This is a genomic window from Mycobacterium asiaticum, assembly GCF_001668675.1.
In the GTDB taxonomy this organism is placed as follows: domain Bacteria; phylum Actinomycetota; class Actinomycetes; order Mycobacteriales; family Mycobacteriaceae; genus Mycobacterium; species Mycobacterium asiaticum_D.
Genome location: NZ_LZKQ01000195.1, coordinates 15,182 through 32,876, shown reverse-complemented (window position 1 = coordinate 32,876; position 17,695 = coordinate 15,182). Strand labels below are relative to the sequence as shown.

24 protein-coding genes and 1 riboswitch are annotated in these 17,695 nt (G+C 66.6%); of the genes, 11 read left to right on the top strand and 13 right to left on the bottom strand.

Features of this window, described 5'->3' with window-relative positions; translation table 11 throughout:
- Positions 1-17: 17 nt before the first annotated feature.
- Positions 18-416 carry a hypothetical protein gene (locus A9X01_RS16810; protein ID WP_065121823.1) on the top strand — a complete coding sequence of 133 codons (399 nt, stop codon included), beginning with the start codon at positions 18-20 and terminating at the stop codon, positions 414-416.
- A gap of 28 nt (positions 417-444) precedes the next feature.
- Here A9X01_RS16810 and A9X01_RS16805 read toward each other — a convergent pair whose 3' ends face one another.
- From A9X01_RS16805 to napA, 4 genes are read right to left on the bottom strand one after another with little or no spacing between them, the layout of a single operon-like run.
- On the bottom strand, positions 445-1,575 hold the full coding sequence (locus A9X01_RS16805) for a glutamate--cysteine ligase (protein ID WP_065121834.1): 1,131 nt from the start codon (positions 1,573-1,575) through the stop codon (positions 445-447).
- Positions 1,576-1,600: 25 nt separating this feature from the next.
- A complete protein-coding gene (gene sodC, locus A9X01_RS16800; protein WP_065121822.1) occupies positions 1,601-2,311 on the bottom strand; it encodes a superoxide dismutase[Cu-Zn] in 711 nt (236 codons plus the stop codon).
- Between the two features lie 38 nt (positions 2,312-2,349).
- Entirely contained in the window at positions 2,350-2,817 is a 468-nt protein-coding gene (locus tag A9X01_RS16795) for a LytR C-terminal domain-containing protein (RefSeq protein ID WP_065121821.1), read from the bottom strand.
- A gap of 24 nt (positions 2,818-2,841) precedes the next feature.
- Entirely contained in the window at positions 2,842-3,150 is a 309-nt protein-coding gene (gene napA / locus A9X01_RS16790; RefSeq protein WP_065121820.1) for a nucleoid-associated protein NapA, read from the bottom strand.
- A 244-nt stretch (positions 3,151-3,394) separates the two neighbouring features.
- On the opposite strand from napA, the gene A9X01_RS16785 reads away from it, so the two are divergent.
- The 4 genes from A9X01_RS16785 to A9X01_RS16770 all read left to right on the top strand — a co-directional run bounded on the left by A9X01_RS16785 (position 3,395) and on the right by A9X01_RS16770 (position 6,149).
- Positions 3,395-3,991 carry a peptide deformylase gene (locus tag A9X01_RS16785; RefSeq protein WP_065121819.1) on the top strand — a complete coding sequence of 199 codons (597 nt, stop codon included), beginning with the start codon at positions 3,395-3,397 and terminating at the stop codon, positions 3,989-3,991.
- The gene (locus A9X01_RS16780; RefSeq protein WP_065121818.1) at positions 3,991-4,755 is read left to right on the top strand and encodes a GNAT family N-acetyltransferase, cg3035/Rv0428c family; all 765 of its coding nucleotides are present in this window, start codon (positions 3,991-3,993) and stop codon (positions 4,753-4,755) included. The genes A9X01_RS16785 and A9X01_RS16780 overlap by 1 nt, the downstream gene beginning before the upstream one ends.
- A gap of 23 nt (positions 4,756-4,778) precedes the next feature.
- Entirely contained in the window at positions 4,779-5,585 is an 807-nt protein-coding gene (locus A9X01_RS16775; RefSeq protein ID WP_172832539.1) for an exodeoxyribonuclease III, read from the top strand.
- A gap of 102 nt (positions 5,586-5,687) precedes the next feature.
- The gene (locus tag A9X01_RS16770) at positions 5,688-6,149 is read left to right on the top strand and encodes a hypothetical protein (protein ID WP_065121816.1); all 462 of its coding nucleotides are present in this window, start codon (positions 5,688-5,690) and stop codon (positions 6,147-6,149) included.
- A 9-nt stretch (positions 6,150-6,158) separates the two neighbouring features.
- Here A9X01_RS16770 and A9X01_RS31420 read toward each other — a convergent pair whose 3' ends face one another.
- Positions 6,159-6,320, bottom strand: a complete 162-nt coding sequence (locus A9X01_RS31420; protein WP_253849157.1) for an Rv1535 domain-containing protein — start codon at positions 6,318-6,320, stop codon at positions 6,159-6,161.
- A 60-nt stretch (positions 6,321-6,380) separates the two neighbouring features.
- Between A9X01_RS31420 and A9X01_RS16760 the strand changes: the two genes are divergently transcribed.
- Positions 6,381-6,659 (top strand): hypothetical protein, encoded by a 279-nt coding sequence (locus tag A9X01_RS16760; protein ID WP_065121814.1) that lies wholly within the window; start codon positions 6,381-6,383, stop codon positions 6,657-6,659.
- A 9-nt stretch (positions 6,660-6,668) separates the two neighbouring features.
- Here the strand turns inward: A9X01_RS16760 and A9X01_RS16755 are convergent, their stop codons facing one another.
- Positions 6,669-7,031, bottom strand: a complete 363-nt coding sequence (locus tag A9X01_RS16755; protein WP_065121813.1) for an STAS domain-containing protein — start codon at positions 7,029-7,031, stop codon at positions 6,669-6,671.
- A gap of 107 nt (positions 7,032-7,138) precedes the next feature.
- Complete coding sequence (locus A9X01_RS16750; RefSeq protein ID WP_065121812.1) at positions 7,139-7,786, bottom strand: PAS and ANTAR domain-containing protein; 648 nt, start codon at positions 7,784-7,786, stop codon at positions 7,139-7,141.
- A gap of 112 nt (positions 7,787-7,898) precedes the next feature.
- Positions 7,899-8,008, top strand: a riboswitch (TPP riboswitch).
- Between A9X01_RS16750 and thiC the strand changes: the two genes are divergently transcribed.
- The 5 genes from thiC to A9X01_RS16725 all read left to right on the top strand — a co-directional run bounded on the left by thiC (position 8,000) and on the right by A9X01_RS16725 (position 11,797).
- Positions 8,000-9,622: a phosphomethylpyrimidine synthase ThiC gene (thiC, locus tag A9X01_RS16745; RefSeq protein ID WP_065121811.1), complete on the top strand. Its 1,623-nt coding sequence runs from the start codon at positions 8,000-8,002 to the stop codon at positions 9,620-9,622. It overlaps the preceding riboswitch by 9 nt.
- On the top strand, positions 9,619-10,449 hold the full coding sequence (thiD, locus tag A9X01_RS16740; RefSeq protein ID WP_065121810.1) for a bifunctional hydroxymethylpyrimidine kinase/phosphomethylpyrimidine kinase: 831 nt from the start codon (positions 9,619-9,621) through the stop codon (positions 10,447-10,449). The genes thiC and thiD overlap by 4 nt, the downstream gene beginning before the upstream one ends.
- The gene (locus A9X01_RS16735) at positions 10,446-11,063 is read left to right on the top strand and encodes an alpha/beta hydrolase family protein (RefSeq protein ID WP_065121809.1); all 618 of its coding nucleotides are present in this window, start codon (positions 10,446-10,448) and stop codon (positions 11,061-11,063) included. Before thiD ends, A9X01_RS16735 begins: the two co-directional genes overlap by 4 nt.
- 93 nt (positions 11,064-11,156) lie before the next feature.
- Positions 11,157-11,381, top strand: a complete 225-nt coding sequence (locus A9X01_RS16730) for a hypothetical protein (RefSeq protein WP_065121808.1) — start codon at positions 11,157-11,159, stop codon at positions 11,379-11,381.
- A 44-nt stretch (positions 11,382-11,425) separates the two neighbouring features.
- Complete coding sequence (locus A9X01_RS16725) at positions 11,426-11,797, top strand: hypothetical protein (protein WP_065121807.1); 372 nt, start codon at positions 11,426-11,428, stop codon at positions 11,795-11,797.
- Here the strand turns inward: A9X01_RS16725 and A9X01_RS16720 are convergent, their stop codons facing one another.
- The 6 genes from A9X01_RS16720 to A9X01_RS16695 all read right to left on the bottom strand — a co-directional run bounded on the left by A9X01_RS16720 (position 11,798) and on the right by A9X01_RS16695 (position 17,632).
- Complete coding sequence (locus A9X01_RS16720) at positions 11,798-12,268, bottom strand: DUF4190 domain-containing protein (RefSeq protein ID WP_065034484.1); 471 nt, start codon at positions 12,266-12,268, stop codon at positions 11,798-11,800.
- A 10-nt stretch (positions 12,269-12,278) separates the two neighbouring features.
- Complete coding sequence (locus A9X01_RS16715) at positions 12,279-13,742, bottom strand: neutral zinc metallopeptidase (protein ID WP_065121806.1); 1,464 nt, start codon at positions 13,740-13,742, stop codon at positions 12,279-12,281.
- A 66-nt stretch (positions 13,743-13,808) separates the two neighbouring features.
- Complete coding sequence (locus A9X01_RS16710; protein WP_065121805.1) at positions 13,809-15,281, bottom strand: M28 family peptidase; 1,473 nt, start codon at positions 15,279-15,281, stop codon at positions 13,809-13,811.
- Positions 15,278-16,777, bottom strand: a complete 1,500-nt coding sequence (locus A9X01_RS16705; RefSeq protein ID WP_065121804.1) for a M28 family metallopeptidase — start codon at positions 16,775-16,777, stop codon at positions 15,278-15,280. Before A9X01_RS16705 ends, A9X01_RS16710 begins: the two co-directional genes overlap by 4 nt.
- Before the next feature lie 86 nt (positions 16,778-16,863).
- Positions 16,864-17,289 (bottom strand): DUF2752 domain-containing protein, encoded by a 426-nt coding sequence (locus A9X01_RS16700; protein WP_065121803.1) that lies wholly within the window; start codon positions 17,287-17,289, stop codon positions 16,864-16,866.
- Between the two features lie 4 nt (positions 17,290-17,293).
- Positions 17,294-17,632, bottom strand: coding sequence for a CD225/dispanin family protein (locus A9X01_RS16695; RefSeq protein ID WP_036351981.1), 339 nt, complete (start codon positions 17,630-17,632; stop codon positions 17,294-17,296).
- Between the last annotated feature and the right edge of the window lie 63 nt (positions 17,633-17,695).

Genomic DNA, 17,695 nt, shown 5'->3' with positions numbered 1-17,695 from the left:
TAGTACGATCCTTCCATATGGAACGAATACCCTATATCGATGAGCATGCTATCGCGATCCACGCCTCAACGGCCGAAGTCTGGTCCGCGCTGTTGCGGAAGATGTGCCGCGACCCGGCAGACCCCACAACGGTTCCCGTCGGATTCAAGCTGCACGAGGCAATCGAACCGCGCCGCCTGGCGCTGCGGGGCCGCCATCCCTTCGCGGTCTACCGGCTCATCTTCGAGATCGAGCCGTATGGCAGCGACCTGGATGGCACCCGGCTGCGGGCGGTCACCTTTGCCGCCTTCCCCGGACCGCACGGCAAGATTTACCGCGCCCTGGTCATCGGCACCGGCGCGCACCGCGTGGTCGTCCGTCGAATGCTGAGACAGATTGCCGCACTGACCCATTCACAGGAATCGGCGGTGCGTTGATTCCGGGTGCGAACTGGGGCGCGGCCCGCTAGATCTCCAATTCGGCGACCAGTGCGTCCACCACCGACCGCAGGTCACCGTCGTGTTCCTCGGCGACCCGGCGCTGCCGCTGATAGGACGCGCCACGGCGCGGGATGTCGGCCACCGCGGCGAGTTCGTCGGAGCATCGCAGCGACTTGGCAATGGGCTCCAACCGGTTCAGCACGTCGTCGAGGTCCTCGGTGACCAACCGCTCGTTGCTGTCGGCGTCCAGGATGATCACCGCGTCCAGCCCGTACCGGGCCGCCCGCCATTTGTTCTCCTGAACGTGCCAGGGCGGCATGGTGGGCAGCGATTCGTCGGCTTCCAGGCGGCGGTCCAGGTCCACGATCAGGCAGTGCGTCAGTGCCACCAGCGCACCCAGCTCGCGCAGGTTGGACACCCCGTCGCAGATGCGCACCTCGAGCGTGCCGAGGTGCGGTGAAGGCCTTATGTCCCAACGCACTTCGTCGACGTGGTCGATGATGCCGGTCTTCTTCTGGTCGTAGACGAATCCTTCGAACTCCGACCATTTCTGGAAGTGGAAGGGCAGTCCCGCGGTCGGCAACTGCTGGAACATCATCGACCGGTTGCTCGCGTACCCGGTGTCTTCACCGCCCCACCAGGGCGAGGACGCCGAGAGTGCCAGCAGGTGCGGGTACTGGTTGAGCAGCGAGGACATGATCGGCATGACCTTGTTGGCCGACGAAATCCCCACGTGCACATGCACACCCCAGATCAGCATCTGCCGGCCCCACCACTGCGTGCGCTTGATCAACTCGGCGTAGCGGGGGGCATCGGTGAGCTTCTGGCTGGACCACTGCGCGAACGGATGGGTGCCCGCGCAGAACAGCTCCATCCCGCGGTCCCGGACGATCTGACGCGCGGGGCCCAGGGTGCGCCGCAGGTCCTCCATCGCCTCCCCCGCGTTCTCACAGATGCCGCTGACCACCTCAACGGTGTTGCGCAGCAATTCTTTGTGCACGCAAGGGTTTTCGCCGATCTCGGCGATGACGGCGGTGGCCTCGTTGCTCAGGTCCCTGGTTTGGGCGTCGACGAGGGCGAACTCCCACTCCACGCCGACGGTCGGGCGCGGCGAACGAGCGAAATCGATGCGGTGGGCAGCCCTGGTGGCCGGCAGACCGCTCGGACCCTTATCCGGTCCCTTACCCAGTCCCGATGACACCGCACGCCACCCGCTTGCCGGCGTCACCGGTGGTCATGGTCGTCTCGTCCGGACCGGGCTGTCCGTTGATCTGATAGCGGTCCGGGATGTTCGTGAAGTTGTCCGCGCCGGCATGGATCATGATCGCGGTCTTGCTGCCGGACAACAGGTCCTCGGCGGTGAAGCCGTCCGTCGTCGTCACCAGCATCCCCTGCCCGTCCTTGCGGACCTGCAACGACGTCAGGTCGCCGCTGGCGTGCGGACCGCTGGCCCCCGGGGCGGAAAAATGCCCACCGGCGGACAGGAAGTCACCGGGCGCACCGCCGTTCGGCGCAACCGAATTGGGTTCGCACTTGCCGACCTTGTGGATGTGCACACCGTGGAACCCGGGCGAGAGCACGCCGGAACCGGTCGTGGTGATCGTGACGGTAGCGTAGCCGTTGGCGAACTCGAATTTCGCCGTCGCGATCTGCGCGCCGTCGGGCCCCTTGAGCACGGACAGCAACGTCTGCGCCGCGGCCCCAGCCTGCGGGCTCGGCGTGGCTTCCTGGTGACCGGAGGTCGCCGGCGCCGGGGTTCCGGTCCAGACCGACGGCGTCGTGCCCGGTGTCGTCGCCGCATGTTGGGGCGAGTTGCAGGCGCTTAGCAGCGCAGCGGCAGACAGGGCGGAAATGGTGGCGGCTGCGACATTGAGACCGGCGAGCTTAGGCATAGCCGAGAGCCTAGCCTGGCGGCGAGGCGAACTCAGGATCAACCCGTCACCAAAACGATGACACCCGGCGGCTGATCGGCAAGCGCGGGGATGCGCTTTTCGACCGGTGCGCCCAGCTTCTGGCCTACCGCATCCGCGGTCGCCTTCTCGCCGTCGTCGTTGTAGTAGACGGTGGTAGCTGAGATGTCCGGTATTGCCAGGTTGGTCACTTCGGTCACCTTGAAGCCGGCGGCTTTGAGTTCGTCGGCGGTGCGTGCGGCGATGCCCTCGCGCGACGAGATGTTGTACACCCGCACCTCGGCCTGATTCGCCGCCGGCTTTGCACTGGTCGACGTCGGCGCGTTGGTGGTGAGCGCCGTTGTGACCGCGGACGTGTCGTCGTCGGACTTTCCGGCCGAGTCCAGCGCCTGCCAGCCCAGCAGCAGGAAGATCACACCCAGAAACAGCAGCACCATCACCATGGCCCGCAGGGGAAGACCCGAAGAATCAGGTACGCGCTCGTTCATCGAGCCAACTGTAGCCGGGACCCGTCAGGTGACCTCGAAGCCGAGGCGGCGCGCGGCCCTGGCCTTCTGACGGCTGGCGCGCAATCGACGCAACCGCTTAACCAGCATCGGGTCGGCGGCCAGCGCCTCGGGCCGGTCAACCAGCGCGTTGAGCACCTGGTAGTAGCGGGTCGCCGACATCGAGAACAACTCTTTGATGGCGTCTTCCTTGACCCCGGCGAACTTCCACCACTGACGTTCGAAGGCCAGGATGTCGTGTTCACGACGGGTCAGGCCATCGGTGATCTCCGAGTCGTCCCCCGCTTGATTTGCCCGCGCCATCGCGCTGTCCATATCGCTTCCCCTGGACCCTTCCGGCGAAAACTCGAATGACTTTGACCTACATAGGGGCAAATGTTTTGCGCGAATATTGAAACACGCCCGTATGCGTTGAACCGGAATGCAGCCCCGCGAGTCGGCTGACTTGTTCGGCCCGTCCCATGCTGCGTACCAGGCAGCGGCCGGCGCGGGTGCGTCCGGTCGCCTTGGTCACACTTGCATGCCGGTGCGATCCGGGCTGCGCTTAAGCTAGCCGACCATGGCAGTCGTACCCATCCGCATCGTGGGAGATCCAGTCCTGCATACGCCCACGACGCCCGTCGCCGTCGGCGCCGACGGATCGTTGCCGGCGGATCTGCCCGAACTCATCAAGACCATGTACGACACGATGGACGCCGCCCACGGTGTCGGCCTGGCGGCAAACCAGATCGGGTACGGGCTGCGGCTGTTCGTCTACGACTGCTCCGACGACCGCGGGCTGACCAACCGCCGCCGCGGTGTGGTGATCAACCCGGTGCTGGAGACCTCCGAGATCCCGGAGACCATGCCCAGCGCCGGGCATGACGACGACGAAGGCTGCCTGTCCGTTCCCGGCGAGTCCTTCCCCACCGGCCGCGCCGACTGGGCCCGGGTCACGGGACTCGACGCCGACGGCAAACCGGTCAGCATCGAGGGCACCGGCTTGTTCGCCCGCATGCTGCAGCACGAGACCGGTCACCTCGACGGATTCCTCTACCTGGACCGCCTGATCGGCCGGCACGCGCGCGCCGCGAAGCGCGCGGTCAAGTCGAATGGTTGGGGCGTGCCCGGTTTGTCCTGGTTGCCGGGTGAGGGGCCCGACCCGTTCGGTCACTGATGATTTCCTGGCCGGCCCTCGGCACCCGGGTGACGCTCCGATACCGGCGGCCCCCCGGCTCGGTGCCGCCGCTCACCGATGCGGTCGGGCGCCTGTTGACCGTCGAGCCCATGGCGCGGGTGCAGACGAAGTCCGGTGCGGTCGTCGAGGTGGCGCCCGGCGATGTGGTGGCGCTACGCGTTTTGACCGACGCGCCGGTGCGCACCGCCGACATCCGCGCGCTCGAGCACGCCGCCGCGGCGGCCTGGCGCGGCACCGAGCACACCTGGCTGGACGGTTGGCTGCTGCGCGCGCACGGACCTGACCGGGCCGCCAATTCTGCCGCGCCACTGGATATCTCGGCCCGGATGGACACCGTTGCAGCGATTGCCGCGTGGTACACCAGCCGCGGACTGACCCCGCGCCTGGTCATTCCCGACCGGCTGCTGCCTACGCCACCGGATCCGGCCTGCGAAACCGTCGAACAGGTTCTGGTCCGCGACCTCGATTGTGATCCGGACGAGCCCGGCCCGCCGGTACGACCGGATGAAGGCGCGGTTCGCGCCGCGATATCCGACGCACCCGACGGCACCCGGTGGGTGGGCCTGTCCGCCGCGCCCGCGGACGATGCCGGACGGTGCGAGGAGCTGCTGGCCTGGGGCGCGTGTCACGGAGCCACCCGGGCGCACCTGGCAGTGGCGGAGACCGACTCGACCTCCGCCGCACAGTCTTTGGGCTTTCGGCTGCATCATCGCCGGCGGTACGTCCTGCCATCCGTGAGATAGGAGAACCCATGCCCCACGGCACGCTGCGGCTGGCCACCTGGAACGTGAACTCGATCCGCAGCCGCCTGGACCGCGTCCTCGACTGGCTGCAACGCGCCGAGGTGGACGTGCTGGCGATGCAGGAAACCAAATGCTCGGACACGCAGTTTCCGGCCCTGCCCTTCTTCGAGCTCGGCTATGAGACCGCACACGTCGGTTTCAACCAGTGGAACGGCGTGGCTATCGCATCCCGCGTCGGCCTCGACGACGTGCAGGTCGGCTTCGACGGACAGCCCACCTGGAGCAGCAAGCCCGACGTGGCCGCCGCGGCGGAGGCGCGTGCCCTGGGTGCGACCTGCGCCGGCGTGCGGGTGTGGAGCCTGTACGTCCCCAACGGCCGTACCCTCACCGATCCGCACTACGTGTACAAGCTGGAATGGCTTGCGGCGCTTCGCGATACGGCTGCGAACTGGCTGCGTGAGGACCCGACCGCTCCGATCGCACTGGTTGGCGACTGGAACATTGCGCCCACCGACGAGGACGTTTGGAGCACCGATTTCTACCGGGGCAGCACCCACGTGTCCGAGCCCGAGCGGCAGGCGTTCAACGCCATCGTCGAAGCGCAATTCGTCGACGTGGTAAGGCCTTTCACGCCCGGGCCCGGGGTCTACACCTATTGGGACTACACCCAGTTGCGTTTCCCGAAACGGCAAGGGATGCGTATCGATTTCATCCTTGGCTCGCCGGCGCTGGCGGCACGCGTCGCCGATGCGCAGATCGTCCGGGAAGAGCGCAAAGGCAAGGCGCCCAGCGATCATGCCCCGGTGCTGGTTGATCTTCGTGCCCCCTGAGGCCCCAGCAAGTTTGGGGCCTGCTGTGAATCACGTTGCTGATTCTGGTGAACTGCGCGACGGCGGGGTATACAGGCAGGAGAGTCAAGCCAGGGAGTCATCATGGGTGTCGTCGACGGAGCGGTGCGCGGTGTGGGTCGAACGGTGAGTCGGGCGGCGACAGCGACCACGGCTGCGGCCGGCGCTGTCGGTGGCGCCGCAGTCAACGGCATCGTCGGCGGCGTCAAAGGCGCCGCCGAAGGCATCCAGCAGGGACTCAGCACCGGCAGCAAGTCCACCCCCGCGGCCGCGCTGGCGCTCGGGGCGGTCGGCGCCGCGGGTCTGGTCGAGTGGCCGATCCTGCTGGCCGTCGGAGGTGGTGCGCTGTTGTTGCGCAAGCTGGGTCACGGACCCGAGCAGCCCGCGCCGCCGACCCCGACGAAACTGACTGCCGTGCCCACCGAGGAAGCGCCGGAGACGTCGTCGCCGCGCAAGGCCGCGGCCAAGAAGGCCCCCGCCAAGACGGCGGCCAAGAAGGCGTCCGGCCGGCGGGCAGGATCCGGCAACCTGCGTAGCACCAACTGATCGCGGCGATCAGCACTGTTGAGCAACGCGCCGGTGATCCGTCCGATCGCTCGTCCCGACCTCAAGCACCCCGACGCGCCACATCAGCGCATAAAGCTCGGTCAAAGGCCCCCTCAGCAACGCGGCGAACGACGAAGCCAGCGGGTCAGCCAGATGATCTGTCGTCGTCATATTCCCGACGGTGACCGCTCCATCGGGCGCAACGGCAAACCCTTCGTTACTGAAAGGCAAATGATGGCGGAAAACAAAACTCGCCGGGAAACCTCCCAGCGCGACGCTGTGGACAAGATCCGGGAGGGCCAAACCTTCGCCATCAACCTGCCGGTGGTGGGCAAGGTGGCCGTGCCCCGGCCCGAGCAACTGGCCTATTACGGCGGCTTGGCGGCGTTGGCCGCCTTCGAACTCATCGACTGGCCGGTCGCCTTGGTCATCGCCACCGGACACGTGCTGGCCAGCAATCACCGCAATCAGCTTCTGGAGGAACTCGGCGAGGCGCTGGAAGACGTGTAACAGGGGCGGTCAGCGATCCCGGTGATCGCGCAGCGCGTCGGGGACGGTCGGATAGATCTGCAGGATGCGGTCCAACTCCGTGACCCTGATCGGCTGCAGCACCGGGGGATGGTCGGCGACCAGTCGCACCGATGTCCCGGCGGCCACGCCTTCCTCATGACAGTCGAGCAATGCGTTCAACCCGGCGCTGCCGAGCAGATTCACCCGTTCCAGATCGACGATCACCAGGCGCGCCGGGTGGGTGGCGGCCACCTCGAGCGCCCTTTTGAGCTGGACGATCAGCTTTTCGACGCTACTCGAATCGATATCCCCGTCCGCGAGCACGACGATCCCGTCCGCACGCGACTCCTGGGTGACCTTCAGCAACTCCATTCGGTGTTACCCGCCTAGATGTGTCAGATTTCGGCCGGTGGACAAGGCGCGGATACCCGACTCCGCCGCCCCACCCCTTCTCAGTGCTGTGGAGAATAACCCGCTGGTTACGGGCTGGATTCGGCAGGGATGCGTTCATGCACGGTCAGCAACAGGTGGTCGAACTGTCCCTGCGCGACGGTCGACGGATTGGCCAGCGACGTGACCTCGTCCAGCAGTTGCTTGGCGAGCGCGCGCAGTTTGACGTTGGTTTCCTGCGACCGCCACTGCAGCACCCGAAACGCCTGCTCGGCGTTGACCCGGTACACGTACATCAGCACACCTTTGGCTTGCTCGATGGCCGCGCGGTTCTCGAACAGGTCGGGTAACGCCTCGTCGAGCACCTCCTGGCGCGCCTCGTCGAAGGTGTCGGTGAGATCGATGTAGTGGCCCGCGGTGCCCAGCACCGCACCCGACTCGTCCAGCATGCGGTCGGCCACCACGATCGCGTCATGCACCTGACCACGCGTATCGATGAACCGGTGTCGGCTGGAGAACGGCTCCCCCGAACGCAGCGCGTAGTCCAGTAGGTCCTGGACGTGCGCGCGGTCTTCCGGATGCTTGTGCGACAGCAGCAGTTTGGTGGTGGGCTCGACCGAACCGGGCTCGTAGCCGTGCATCCGGGCCACCTCGTCCGACCACTCCCAGCGCTGGCCGACGAACCAGAACCGGAAGCTGCCCACATTGAGGTAGGGGCCTGCTCCGGCGGGTTGCACCCCGCCATCATCCCATCCGCCGGCGACAGCACATACGAGCAGCTCAACTCTGTTGCGGACATTCTCCCCTCGCATCCGCGGGCGGCGCTGCGCTAGCGTGGGGGACGCCACCAACAAATGACGCGGGAGCGCATGCCTAGTGCGCTGAGAGGACGGCTGGGGCCGTCGACCGTAAGAACCTGACCGGGTAATGCCGGCGTAGGGAGATGCAGGATGACTGTCACCATTGAACCGTCCGTCACCACCGGCCCGATCGCGGGCAGCCACAAGGTGTATCAAGACTTGGACGGCATGCGAGTGCCGTTCCGGCGGGTGGATCTGTCCACCGGCGACCACTTCGATCTGTACGACACCTCCGGGCCCTACACCGACCCCAACGCGGTGATCGACCTGGCGGCCGGGTTGCCGCCGCGACCCGGCGTGGTCCGCGACCGCGGCACCCAGCTGCAGCGTGCCCGCGCCGGTGAGATCACCGCCGAGATGGCGTTCATCGCCGCGCGCGAAGGCATGCCGGCCGAGCTGGTCCGCGACGAGGTCGCCCGCGGGCGCGCGGTGATCCCGGCCAACCACAACCATCCCGAGAGTGAGCCGATGATCATCGGCAAGGCGTTCGCGGTCAAGGTGAACGCGAACATCGGCAACTCGGCCGTCACCTCGTCGATCGCCGAGGAGGTCGACAAGATGGTGTGGGCCACCCGCTGGGGCGCGGACACCATCATGGACCTGTCCACCGGCAAGAACATCCACGAGACCCGCGAGTGGATCCTGCGTAACTCGCCCGTCCCGGTGGGCACCGTGCCCATCTACCAGGCGCTGGAAAAGGTCAAGGGCGACCCGACGGAACTGACCTGGGAGCTCTACCGCGACACCGTGATCGAGCAGTGCGAACAGGGTGTCGATTACATGACCGTGCACGCCGGGGTGCTGCTGCGGTACGTGCCGCTGACCGCCAAACGGGTCACCGGCATCGTCTCCCGCGGCGGGTCCATCATGGCCGCCTGGTGCTTGGCGCATCACCGGGAGTCGTTCCTGTACACGAACTTTGAGGAGCTCTGCGACATCCTGGCGCAGTACGACGTCACCTTCTCCCTCGGTGACGGCCTGCGCCCGGGTTCCATCGCCGACGCCAACGACGCCGCGCAGTTCGCCGAGCTGCGCACCCTCGGTGAACTGACCACGATCGCCAAAGCCCATGGCGTGCAGGTGATGATCGAAGGCCCCGGCCACGTCCCGATGCACAAGATCGTGGAGAACGTGCGCCTGGAAGAGGAGCTGTGCGAGGAGGCTCCCTTCTACACCCTGGGACCGCTGGCCACCGATATCGCACCGGCCTATGACCACATCACCTCGGCGATCGGCGCCGCGATCATCGCCCAGGCGGGCACCGCGATGCTGTGCTACGTAACCCCGAAGGAACACCTCGGCCTGCCCGACCGCAAGGACGTCAAGGACGGGGTCATCGCCTACAAGATCGCCGCGCACGCAGGCGATCTGGCCAAGGGGCACCCGCATGCGCAGGAGCGCGACAACGCGCTGTCGCAGGCCCGTTTCGAATTCCGGTGGAACGACCAGTTCGCGTTGTCCCTCGACCCCGACACCGCTCGGGAGTACCACGACGAGACGCTGCCGGCCGAGCCCGCCAAGACCGCGCACTTCTGCTCGATGTGCGGCCCGAAGTTCTGCTCGATGCGCATCACACAGGACGTGCGCGACTACGCCGCCAAGCACGGGCTGGAGACCGAAGAAGACGTCGAGGCCATGCTCGCCAGCGGCATGGCCGAAAAGTCACGCGAGTTCGCCGAACACGGCAACCGGGTATATCTCCCGCTCGCGTGAGTTTCCTGCCGTTACCGCAGCCGGCAGCGACGCCGCTGCGGGTGCTGACTATTGCCGGATCCGACTCCGGAGGCGGTGCCGGCATTCAGGCCGACATGCGCACCATCAGCCTGCTGGGCGTGCACGCATGCGTGGCCGTCACCGCGGTCACCGTGCAGAACACGCTGGGCGTCAAGAGCTTTCATGAGGTGCCCGACGATGTGGTGGCCGGCCAGATCGAGGCGGTGGTCACCGACATCGGCGTCCAGGCCGCCAAAACCGGGATGTTGGCGTCGTCGGCCATCATCGGCGCGGTGGCCCGGACCTGGCGGCAGCTGGAGCTGACCGTGCCGCTGGTCGTCGACCCGGTGTGCGCGTCCATGCACGGCGATCCGCTGCTCGCCGGCTCCGCATTGGATTCGCTTCGGACGCAACTGTTTCCGTTGGCCACGCTGGTGACGCCGAACCTGGACGAGGTGCGCCTGCTGGTGGACATCGACGTCGTCGACCCCGACTCTCAGCGCGCCGCGGCCAAGGCCCTGCACGCCCTGGGTCCGGCCTGGGCGCTGGTCAAGGGTGGTCATCTGCGATCGTCGGACCGTAGTTGCGACCTGCTCTATGACGGCGCGGACTTCTACGAGTTCGACACGCCGCGACTGCCCACCGGTGACGACCACGGCGGCGGGGACACCCTCGCGTCCGCGGTGGCCTGCGCGCTCGCGCACGGATATTCCGTGCCGGACGCGGTGGCATTCGGAAAGCGTTGGGTGACCGAATGTCTGCGCGCCGCCTACCCCCTGGGCGGTGGCCACGGACCGGTCTCACCGTTGTTCCGGCTCGGATCGTGAACCTCGATCAAATCGCCGGAGTCGCGCACCGGCCCGAAGGCAACCCGCACGGGGTGGTGGCGTTGACCCATGGCGCCGGCGGCAATCGGGATTCCGCACTGTTGCAACGGGTTTGCGACGAGTGGGCCCGAGTCGGCTGGCTTGCGGTGCGGTACAACCTGCCGTACCGGCGCCGTCGCCCGAAGGGCCCGCCGTCGGGTTCGGCCGCCACCGACCGCGACGGCATCGTCGAGGCAATCCAGTTGTGCCGCGACCTTGCCGGCGGCCCGTTGGTGGCCGGCGGACATTCCTACGGCGGGCGGCAGACATCCATGGTGGTTGCCGAAAACCGCTCACCGGTGGATGTGCTGACGCTGTTCTCCTACCCGGTCCATCCGCCCGGCAAGCCGGAGCGTGCCCGCACCGAACACCTGCCGGAGATCACCACCCCCACGGTGTTCACCCACGGCACCTCCGACCCGTTCGGCAGCATCGCCGAACTGCGCGACGCGGCCGCGCTGATCCCGGCACGCACCGAGATCGTCGAGATCACCGGCGCCCGGCACGACCTCGGCTCCAAAAGCCTCGACGTCGCCCAGCTGGCGGTCGCGGCGGCCCTTCGACTGCTGGTCTGAGGCCTACCGCCAAATCTCGCATTCAGCCACACCCCTGTAGAATCCCCATTAACATATGGACGCACGAGGGGGTCCGATCCGTGGGCGGGACAGATGTTGCAGACAATTCGCCGGGTGCTGAGCTATCAGCTAGCGGTCGGGCGGCTGTTAGCCATCGGAATCGTTATCGGCGTGCCGTACCTGCTGGTCGGGAGGGTTTGGTCGAATACACACACCGAGCACCTGCGCGACCTGCACGGCGCCGACCTGGCGGTTTCCTATTTGGGATCGATTGTGTCCTGGCCGGTACTGCTGTTCTCGAACGTCTGCATGACCTGAACTGCAGCCAGCGAAGCACCCATTAACATCGTCTGGGAGAAGATGTGAGTCACCGTCAGATATACCTCGGGATCGCCGGACTGGCAATGGCGTTGATCGGGCTGGGCGCGCTGTGGTTCCCGGTCTACCTCGACCAGTTCGACATCTACGGCATGAAGGTCAACTGCGGTAATGGGATTGGCGCCACGGTGGTCCAGACGCAGGTCGAAGGCGAGACCGCGGCCCGGTGCGGCACCGCTTTGTTGGTCCGGCGGTTGTGGTCGATTCCCACCGTTGCCATCGGGTGGGTCCTGGTCACCGCGTTCGTGGTGATGTGGGTGCGCGACGAACACCGGGAGGACGAGCCCGCCCATTACGTGCCGCATCCCGAGATCGCCGGCCCCACCACAGGATGGTGGACCGGGCGGCGTTCGTAGCTACGCCGCCGCGGCCGGGACCGCGTGGTACTGCACGGCGACCACCGGAGCCGGTGCCCCGGAGTAAGTGTCGTCCGGCTTCGAGTTGGCGCCGATGATCACGAAGACGATGAACAGGACCAGGGCCAAAGCAGTGCCGAGTCCGCCGATGATGATCCCGGCGATCGCCATCCCGCGCCCACCCTGGCCGGTGTTGCGGATCTGATTGAGCGCGATGATCCCGAAGATCACCCCGAGGAACGAACCGATGATGCAGATCAGGAAACCGACCAGCGCCGTCACCAGGGACGCTATCGCCATCCCGTTCGTGCCGACGCTCTGCTGCGGGTAGCCCGGCGACGGGTAGCCATATCCATATCCCGGCGGTTGCGGCGGCGGGTAGCCGTAGCCCCCGCCCTGCGGCGGCTGGTAACCACCGCCCGGCGGCGGGTAGTCGCCCGGTGGCGGTGGGTAGTAGGGCGGTTCGGTCACAGGAGCCTCCTTATCCCGGGTAGCGCGAGTAGCACCCTTCCATCTCCCCGCCCACACCGGCGCGGAAGGCCGCGATCCGGGTGAAACCGGCGGGGACGCTGGCGCCGTCGGCGTCACTGGCGACGAGGTGGTTGGTGAGCAATCCGGCCACGGCCTCGTCGAGGTCGCCGGCCGTCAATACCAGCGAATTACCCGAAGGCAGCTCGATGTTCTCGGCCATCTTCTTGTGCGCGACGCCGGTGAGGCACGCCGTGCGCAGCGCGGTCCAGGGACTCTGCATCGGCAGCTTGCGCTCGTGTTGTACCGCCAGTGCGTATCTCGACATCACGATCGACAGCGCGGTGTCGTCGCCCTGGGGCAGACTGTGCTCTTTCTCGCCGGCAACCTTGCCCATGGTCGCCAGCGCGGGCAGGTCCACGGCGATGGTGTTGGTAGCCGGGCAGTAGGAGGCTGGCGGGCTGGGCTTGGCATTCGAACAACCGCTCTCCGTCATGGACAGGGTCGGCGGATTCTTCGGCGCGAAGATTTTGCCCATCAGCTCCATCAGCGTGTCCAGGGTGTCCTTGGTGATCTTCACCTCGCCCGTCTCCGTGCCGCCGCTGGTGTCCACCCGCAACGCGGTCGGCAGGTCGCCGCGGCGCTCCTCGACCTCGGCCTTGTTGATCGCGGCGCACGCCTGAGTTCCGGTGACGAAGCCCATCTGGAACGCGCTGACCCGATCGAGCGCCGACCCGTGTTCGTCGTCGTTCTGCGAGTCCGCGTCCATCACCGGGTCGCGGGTGGTGATGATCCCGGCCAGTACGTGGTCGAGCCCGTCGGCGGTGCTCAGTGTGAAGCGCGACGATTTGCCCGCGGCCACGTTGTACAGATAGACCCCGGCAAAGCAGTCGGCCTGTTGCTCGCGAACAATGGTGGGGTCGCGCCGGGTGACCAGTTTGGCCATTGTCTGCAGGGCGTGCCCGAATTCGTGTGCAAGCACACCGTTCACTGACATGTCCCCGAAGTACTGCTGGGCGACCGCCATGAATACCCCACGGTCCCAAGCGATCATGTTGCAGCGCGACGTGAAGAACGCGTTGACCAACTGATAGGTCTCGTTGTAACAGACGATCGGACTGTTCCGGTCGTTGGAGTCATACGACACCAATTTGTCGACGGGTTTGAACGCGCCCTTCAACGGGGCTGTGTAGTTGGCTTTCCAGAACTCCTCGATGTCGTTGATGGAGTACAACGACAACTTGTCGATCGGACCGTTGTTGGTGTTGAGCACGGTGCCGGTGGGCGCCGGTCCGTTCGGCTTGGTACCGCTGGGCCCGCTGGTGGCCGGCAAACCACCCACCCGGAACGGATCGTTGAGGATCGACACCGCGCGTCCGGGCACCATGGTGGTGCAACCCACGACCATCAGCACCACCCCGAGGCACGCCGATCCAGCCCGTAACCAGGCAATCAATGTGTGCGAGCGCAACTTCATCCACCAACCCCGTCCCGACCGGCCTGCACGCAAGATCCCTTAGTTTAGACACCTCACGGCGTCGCGCTAGGAAACTCGCGTCCGATGCCGTTTGTCATGCGGCGTGACACCGTTTACCCCGCCGATCGACTCCGCATAGGTGCCCACCGCAAACGCCACCCCGGCGCCCATCACCGCCAGCGCCTCGCGGTCGACTTCCTCCACCGTGTCTCGCGGGCTGCGGTAGCCAGGATCGAACGCCGCGCCGGCCCGCCCGCCCCAAAGACGCGCCTGCACAGTCGTTTTGGTTTGTGATGCACCGGTGTTCATGCCCCCGACCGGCACGCCGGCGACCAGGAACGGGTGGTAATCGGTGTTGGTGTTCAACGGCATGTCGGCCGGCCGCTTCCCGGCCAGGTTCAAATAACCCGCCAGCGTGCGCTCGATACCGGCCGATCCTTCCGGCACATCTGCCGACGCCACCCCCGGGCCCGCCGGACCGGACTGGTCGCCGTCGTCGGTGAAAAAGCCCGGGTTCGGGGAGCCGAGCATGTCGAAATTCAGATACAGGGCGATGTTGTTGAGCGCCGCGTTGTCGAGGCCGAACACGTAATCCATCGAGCCGTTGAGTCCGTTCTCCGCGGCGCCCCAGAACGCGAACCGCACCGCATTGGCCACCGGCGGCAACGGTCCCAGCTGCAGCGCCGTTTCCAGCACGGCGGCCACCCCGGATCCGGCGTTGTTGATGCCGGGGCTGTCCACCGGGCTGTCCAGGTGTGAGCCGACCATCACCACCTCCTCCGGCGCACCGGTCTTGGTCTGCGCCAACACATTGCGGGAGATGATCTTGACGTTCTCGGCGTCCAGCACCAGCCGCACCGTCGCTGCGCCGCGTCCCAGCGCAGCGGCTCCGGCGGCTCCGACCACCGCGACCGGCAGCGTGAGCTGGTTGTAGTAACCGGGATTGAACAGGGTGGGCGGCGCCCCCTGACCGGTGGGCTGGCTGGTCACGATCACCGCCGCCGCGCCCTTTGCCACCGCGCTGTTCTGCTTGTCGACCACCGAGCAGCGGCTGTCGTCGACCACCGCGATGGCGCCCTTGGGCAACGCGCCCGGGTAATCGGCCGCCGCACAGCCGGCCGGCTGGGTCGGCCGGACCACCTGCCCGGTCAAACCGCCCGCCGGCGTCCGGACCAGCAACGAGGCCTGGTCGACGGGAAAGCTACGGCCGGCCACGGTAAGGGTCGGTTTGCCCTCCGACACCGTGTGCAGCCGCTGAAATTGGGGCGTGGTGACTTCAAACCCCTTGTCCCGTAGTGCTTTCGCAATGTAATCCACACTCGCGTCATAGCCGGACGTGCCCGCCGCCCGGCTGCCGCGGTTGGCGTTGGCGATGTCCTGCAGGGCGCGCAGGTGAACGAACATCCCGTCCGCGGTCACCTTGGCGGCCAGGGATCGCGCCGCATCCGGCGCCACGCCCGGCGACGGATGCGACGGACGCGATGCCGAACATGCCGCGATCAGGAGTGTCAGCAGCAGGACGGCGAGCCGACGCGTCATGGCTTGGCGAGCACGTGGCGTGTGCGGTCTCCAATGATCGGAACCCCGTTTCGGCCGCTGAGATCCTGCGCGTAAAGGGCCACGGCGTAGGCGACACCACCACCCTGGATGCCCAGCGATGTGCGGTCGATGTGCTCGAGGTTGTCACCCTTCTGGTGATAGTTGGGGTCGAACGGCTCGTTGGCCGCGCCGCCCCACAGCTTGGCCTGCTCATCGGACTTCTTGCCCTCGGCGCCGGAGAACAAGCCGCCCGACGGGATTCCGGCCAGGGTGAACCCGTCGTAGTCGGACCGGCCATCGAAGGAGGTGTCCTCCGCGGTCTTTCCGGCCTCCTTCAGGTAGGCCACCAGGGTGCGTTCGATCCCGGCCGAGCCTTCCGGCACGACCGGCTGGCCACGTTCGTCCGCCGGCAGCGACTGGTCGCCGTCGTAGGTGAAGTAACCCGGGTTCGGCGAGGCGAGCATGTCGAAATTCAGGTACAACGCGATGTTCTTCAGCCCGTCCAGGTCCAGCGACTCGACATAATTGCGCGAACCGATCAGGCCGAGTTCCTCGGCGCCCCAGAAGCCGAACCGCACCGCATTGTGCACTTGCGGCGAACTCCCAAGCTGCACAGCCGTTTCCAGAACGGCCGCCACACCCGAGCCGTTGTCGTTGATGCCCGGCCCCTCCGGCACGCTGTCCAGATGCGCGCCGGCCATCACCACGTCCGACGGGGACCCCGTCTTGGTCTGGGCAATGACATTGCGAGCCTTGAAATCCTGGGTGTGCGCGTCGAGTTTGATGGTCACGGGGCCGGACTTGGCACGCAGCTGGAATCCGACCGATTTGGTGACGCTGACTACCGGGATCTTGACGTCGGTGTTTGCTCCGAGGGTGCCGCCCATCGCCTGCTCGTCGACGTTGTCGATGACGATCAGCGCCGCCGCGGCGCGCTGCGCGGCGGCATCCTCCTTCTGTGCAAACTGGCACGAGCCTCGATCGACGACCACGACCGCACCCTGCACGGGCAGCCTGTCGTAGTCCGACGGCGTGCACCCGGGGCTTTCGTCGGTGGGGGCGAACAACAACGGCCCGGTGACGCCCTCGGCCGGCGTGCCCCGGCTGTACTCCAGCGCGCGCGCCTCGGCGGTCAGGTCACCCGCCGATACCGACCCCTTCTCGGAGTGGAACACCCGGGCCGAGAACTCCGGCGTCTGCACATCAAAACCGTGCTTGCGCAACGTATCCACCACATAGTCGACGCTGGCTTCATAGCCGGGGGTACCCACCGCCCTGGTGCCGTTGTTGGCGTTGGCGATGTCCTGAAGTTTGGATAGGTGCGCCATCATCGCGTCGGTGGTGACCTTGTTTCGCAGCGTGGTGGCGAACTCGGTGGCGGATTGGTTGCTGCCGCCGGACTGCTGGCTGGTGCTGCGTCCGCAGCCGGTCATCATGAGGGCGGCGATCAATACCGCAGCAAGCACCGCCGGCATCGCCTTCGATTTGTGCACCATTGCGCCCAGACTAGACCAGATGGGCCTCGAGATCGTCGCCACGCGCGAAAGCCGCATCCGCACAGGCGAATGCGGCTTTCGCATCGTTAGACGAACAGGGCATTGAACGGCGCGAACGGCACGTTGCGCACCACAAACCAGGCCACCACCAGCGACAGCGTCACCACCGAAGCCCAGCGACTGTGTTGCCAGCTGCCGATTCGCCGGCCCACCACCCGCCCGTACGTCCAGGCCAGGTAGGCCCACAGCAGCAGCACGAGCGCCGCCAGGCCGAGCGCGTTAAACCTGGCGGCCGCCAACACATTGCCGTGCAACAAGCTGTAGATCATGCGCAGGCTGCCACACCCCGGGCAATCGATGCCCAGCAACGCTTTGGTGGGGCAGACCGGCAGTGGGCCGTGCGGGGTTGTCGGGTCACCCAGCCAAATGCCGACGCACGCCGCCGCTGCGGCTGCGGCCACCATCAGTGGCGCACCCAGTTTCGCGGGCGCCGACCCTTGGCGGGTCACCATGGGATCAGCCCAGATTCAGGTAATCGAACGCGACCATCGCCGTGTTCACGTCGGTGTTCATCGCACCCACCGCAATCAAGATGCCGTAGATGACGGCAACGACGATGCCGGCGATCACCGAGTACTTGACGAACTTCTTCGCGCTGTCCGCTGCGGCCTGGGCCTCGGCGTACTGACCCTGCGCCCACAGACCACTGACCTGGGTGGACTTGACGATCGCCACGACTCCGAGCGGAAGACAGCAAAACAGCGTCGCCAGGATCGACCAGACCAGGTAGTTGTCCGGCTGCTGCCCCGCCGGCGGCTGCTGCGGCGGGTAACCGGGCGGTGGTGGTTGTGTCATGGATTCTCCTGCTCGAAGAAGTTAGCTGGCGTGAAACGAGGCTTACCATACCGGAGACCCGAC

Bases quoted from the DNA above. Each gene is read 5' to 3' on its own strand.
- A9X01_RS16810 (WP_065121823.1), top strand. From the start codon at position 18: ATGGAACGAATACCCTATATCGATGAGCATGCTATCGCGATCCACGCC.
- sodC (WP_065121822.1), bottom strand. From the start codon at position 2,311: ATGCCTAAGCTCGCCGGTCTCAATGTCGCAGCCGCCACCATTTCCGCC.
- A9X01_RS16795 (WP_065121821.1), bottom strand. From the start codon at position 2,817: ATGAACGAGCGCGTACCTGATTCTTCGGGTCTTCCCCTGCGGGCCATG.
- napA (WP_065121820.1), bottom strand. From the start codon at position 3,150: ATGGACAGCGCGATGGCGCGGGCAAATCAAGCGGGGGACGACTCGGAG.
- A9X01_RS16785 (WP_065121819.1), top strand. From the start codon at position 3,395: ATGGCAGTCGTACCCATCCGCATCGTGGGAGATCCAGTCCTGCATACG.
- A9X01_RS16780 (WP_065121818.1), top strand. From the start codon at position 3,991: ATGATTTCCTGGCCGGCCCTCGGCACCCGGGTGACGCTCCGATACCGG.
- A9X01_RS16770 (WP_065121816.1), top strand. From the start codon at position 5,688: ATGGGTGTCGTCGACGGAGCGGTGCGCGGTGTGGGTCGAACGGTGAGT.
- A9X01_RS31420 (WP_253849157.1), bottom strand. From the start codon at position 6,320: ATGACGACGACAGATCATCTGGCTGACCCGCTGGCTTCGTCGTTCGCC.
- A9X01_RS16760 (WP_065121814.1), top strand. From the start codon at position 6,381: ATGATGGCGGAAAACAAAACTCGCCGGGAAACCTCCCAGCGCGACGCT.
- A9X01_RS16755 (WP_065121813.1), bottom strand. From the start codon at position 7,031: ATGGAGTTGCTGAAGGTCACCCAGGAGTCGCGTGCGGACGGGATCGTC.
- thiC (WP_065121811.1), top strand. From the start codon at position 8,000: ATGACTGTCACCATTGAACCGTCCGTCACCACCGGCCCGATCGCGGGC.
- A9X01_RS16730 (WP_065121808.1), top strand. From the start codon at position 11,157: ATGTTGCAGACAATTCGCCGGGTGCTGAGCTATCAGCTAGCGGTCGGG.
- A9X01_RS16715 (WP_065121806.1), bottom strand. From the start codon at position 13,742: ATGAAGTTGCGCTCGCACACATTGATTGCCTGGTTACGGGCTGGATCG.
- A9X01_RS16710 (WP_065121805.1), bottom strand. From the start codon at position 15,281: ATGACGCGTCGGCTCGCCGTCCTGCTGCTGACACTCCTGATCGCGGCA.
- A9X01_RS16705 (WP_065121804.1), bottom strand. From the start codon at position 16,777: ATGGTGCACAAATCGAAGGCGATGCCGGCGGTGCTTGCTGCGGTATTG.
- A9X01_RS16700 (WP_065121803.1), bottom strand. From the start codon at position 17,289: ATGGTGACCCGCCAAGGGTCGGCGCCCGCGAAACTGGGTGCGCCACTG.
- A9X01_RS16695 (WP_036351981.1), bottom strand. From the start codon at position 17,632: ATGACACAACCACCACCGCCCGGTTACCCGCCGCAGCAGCCGCCGGCG.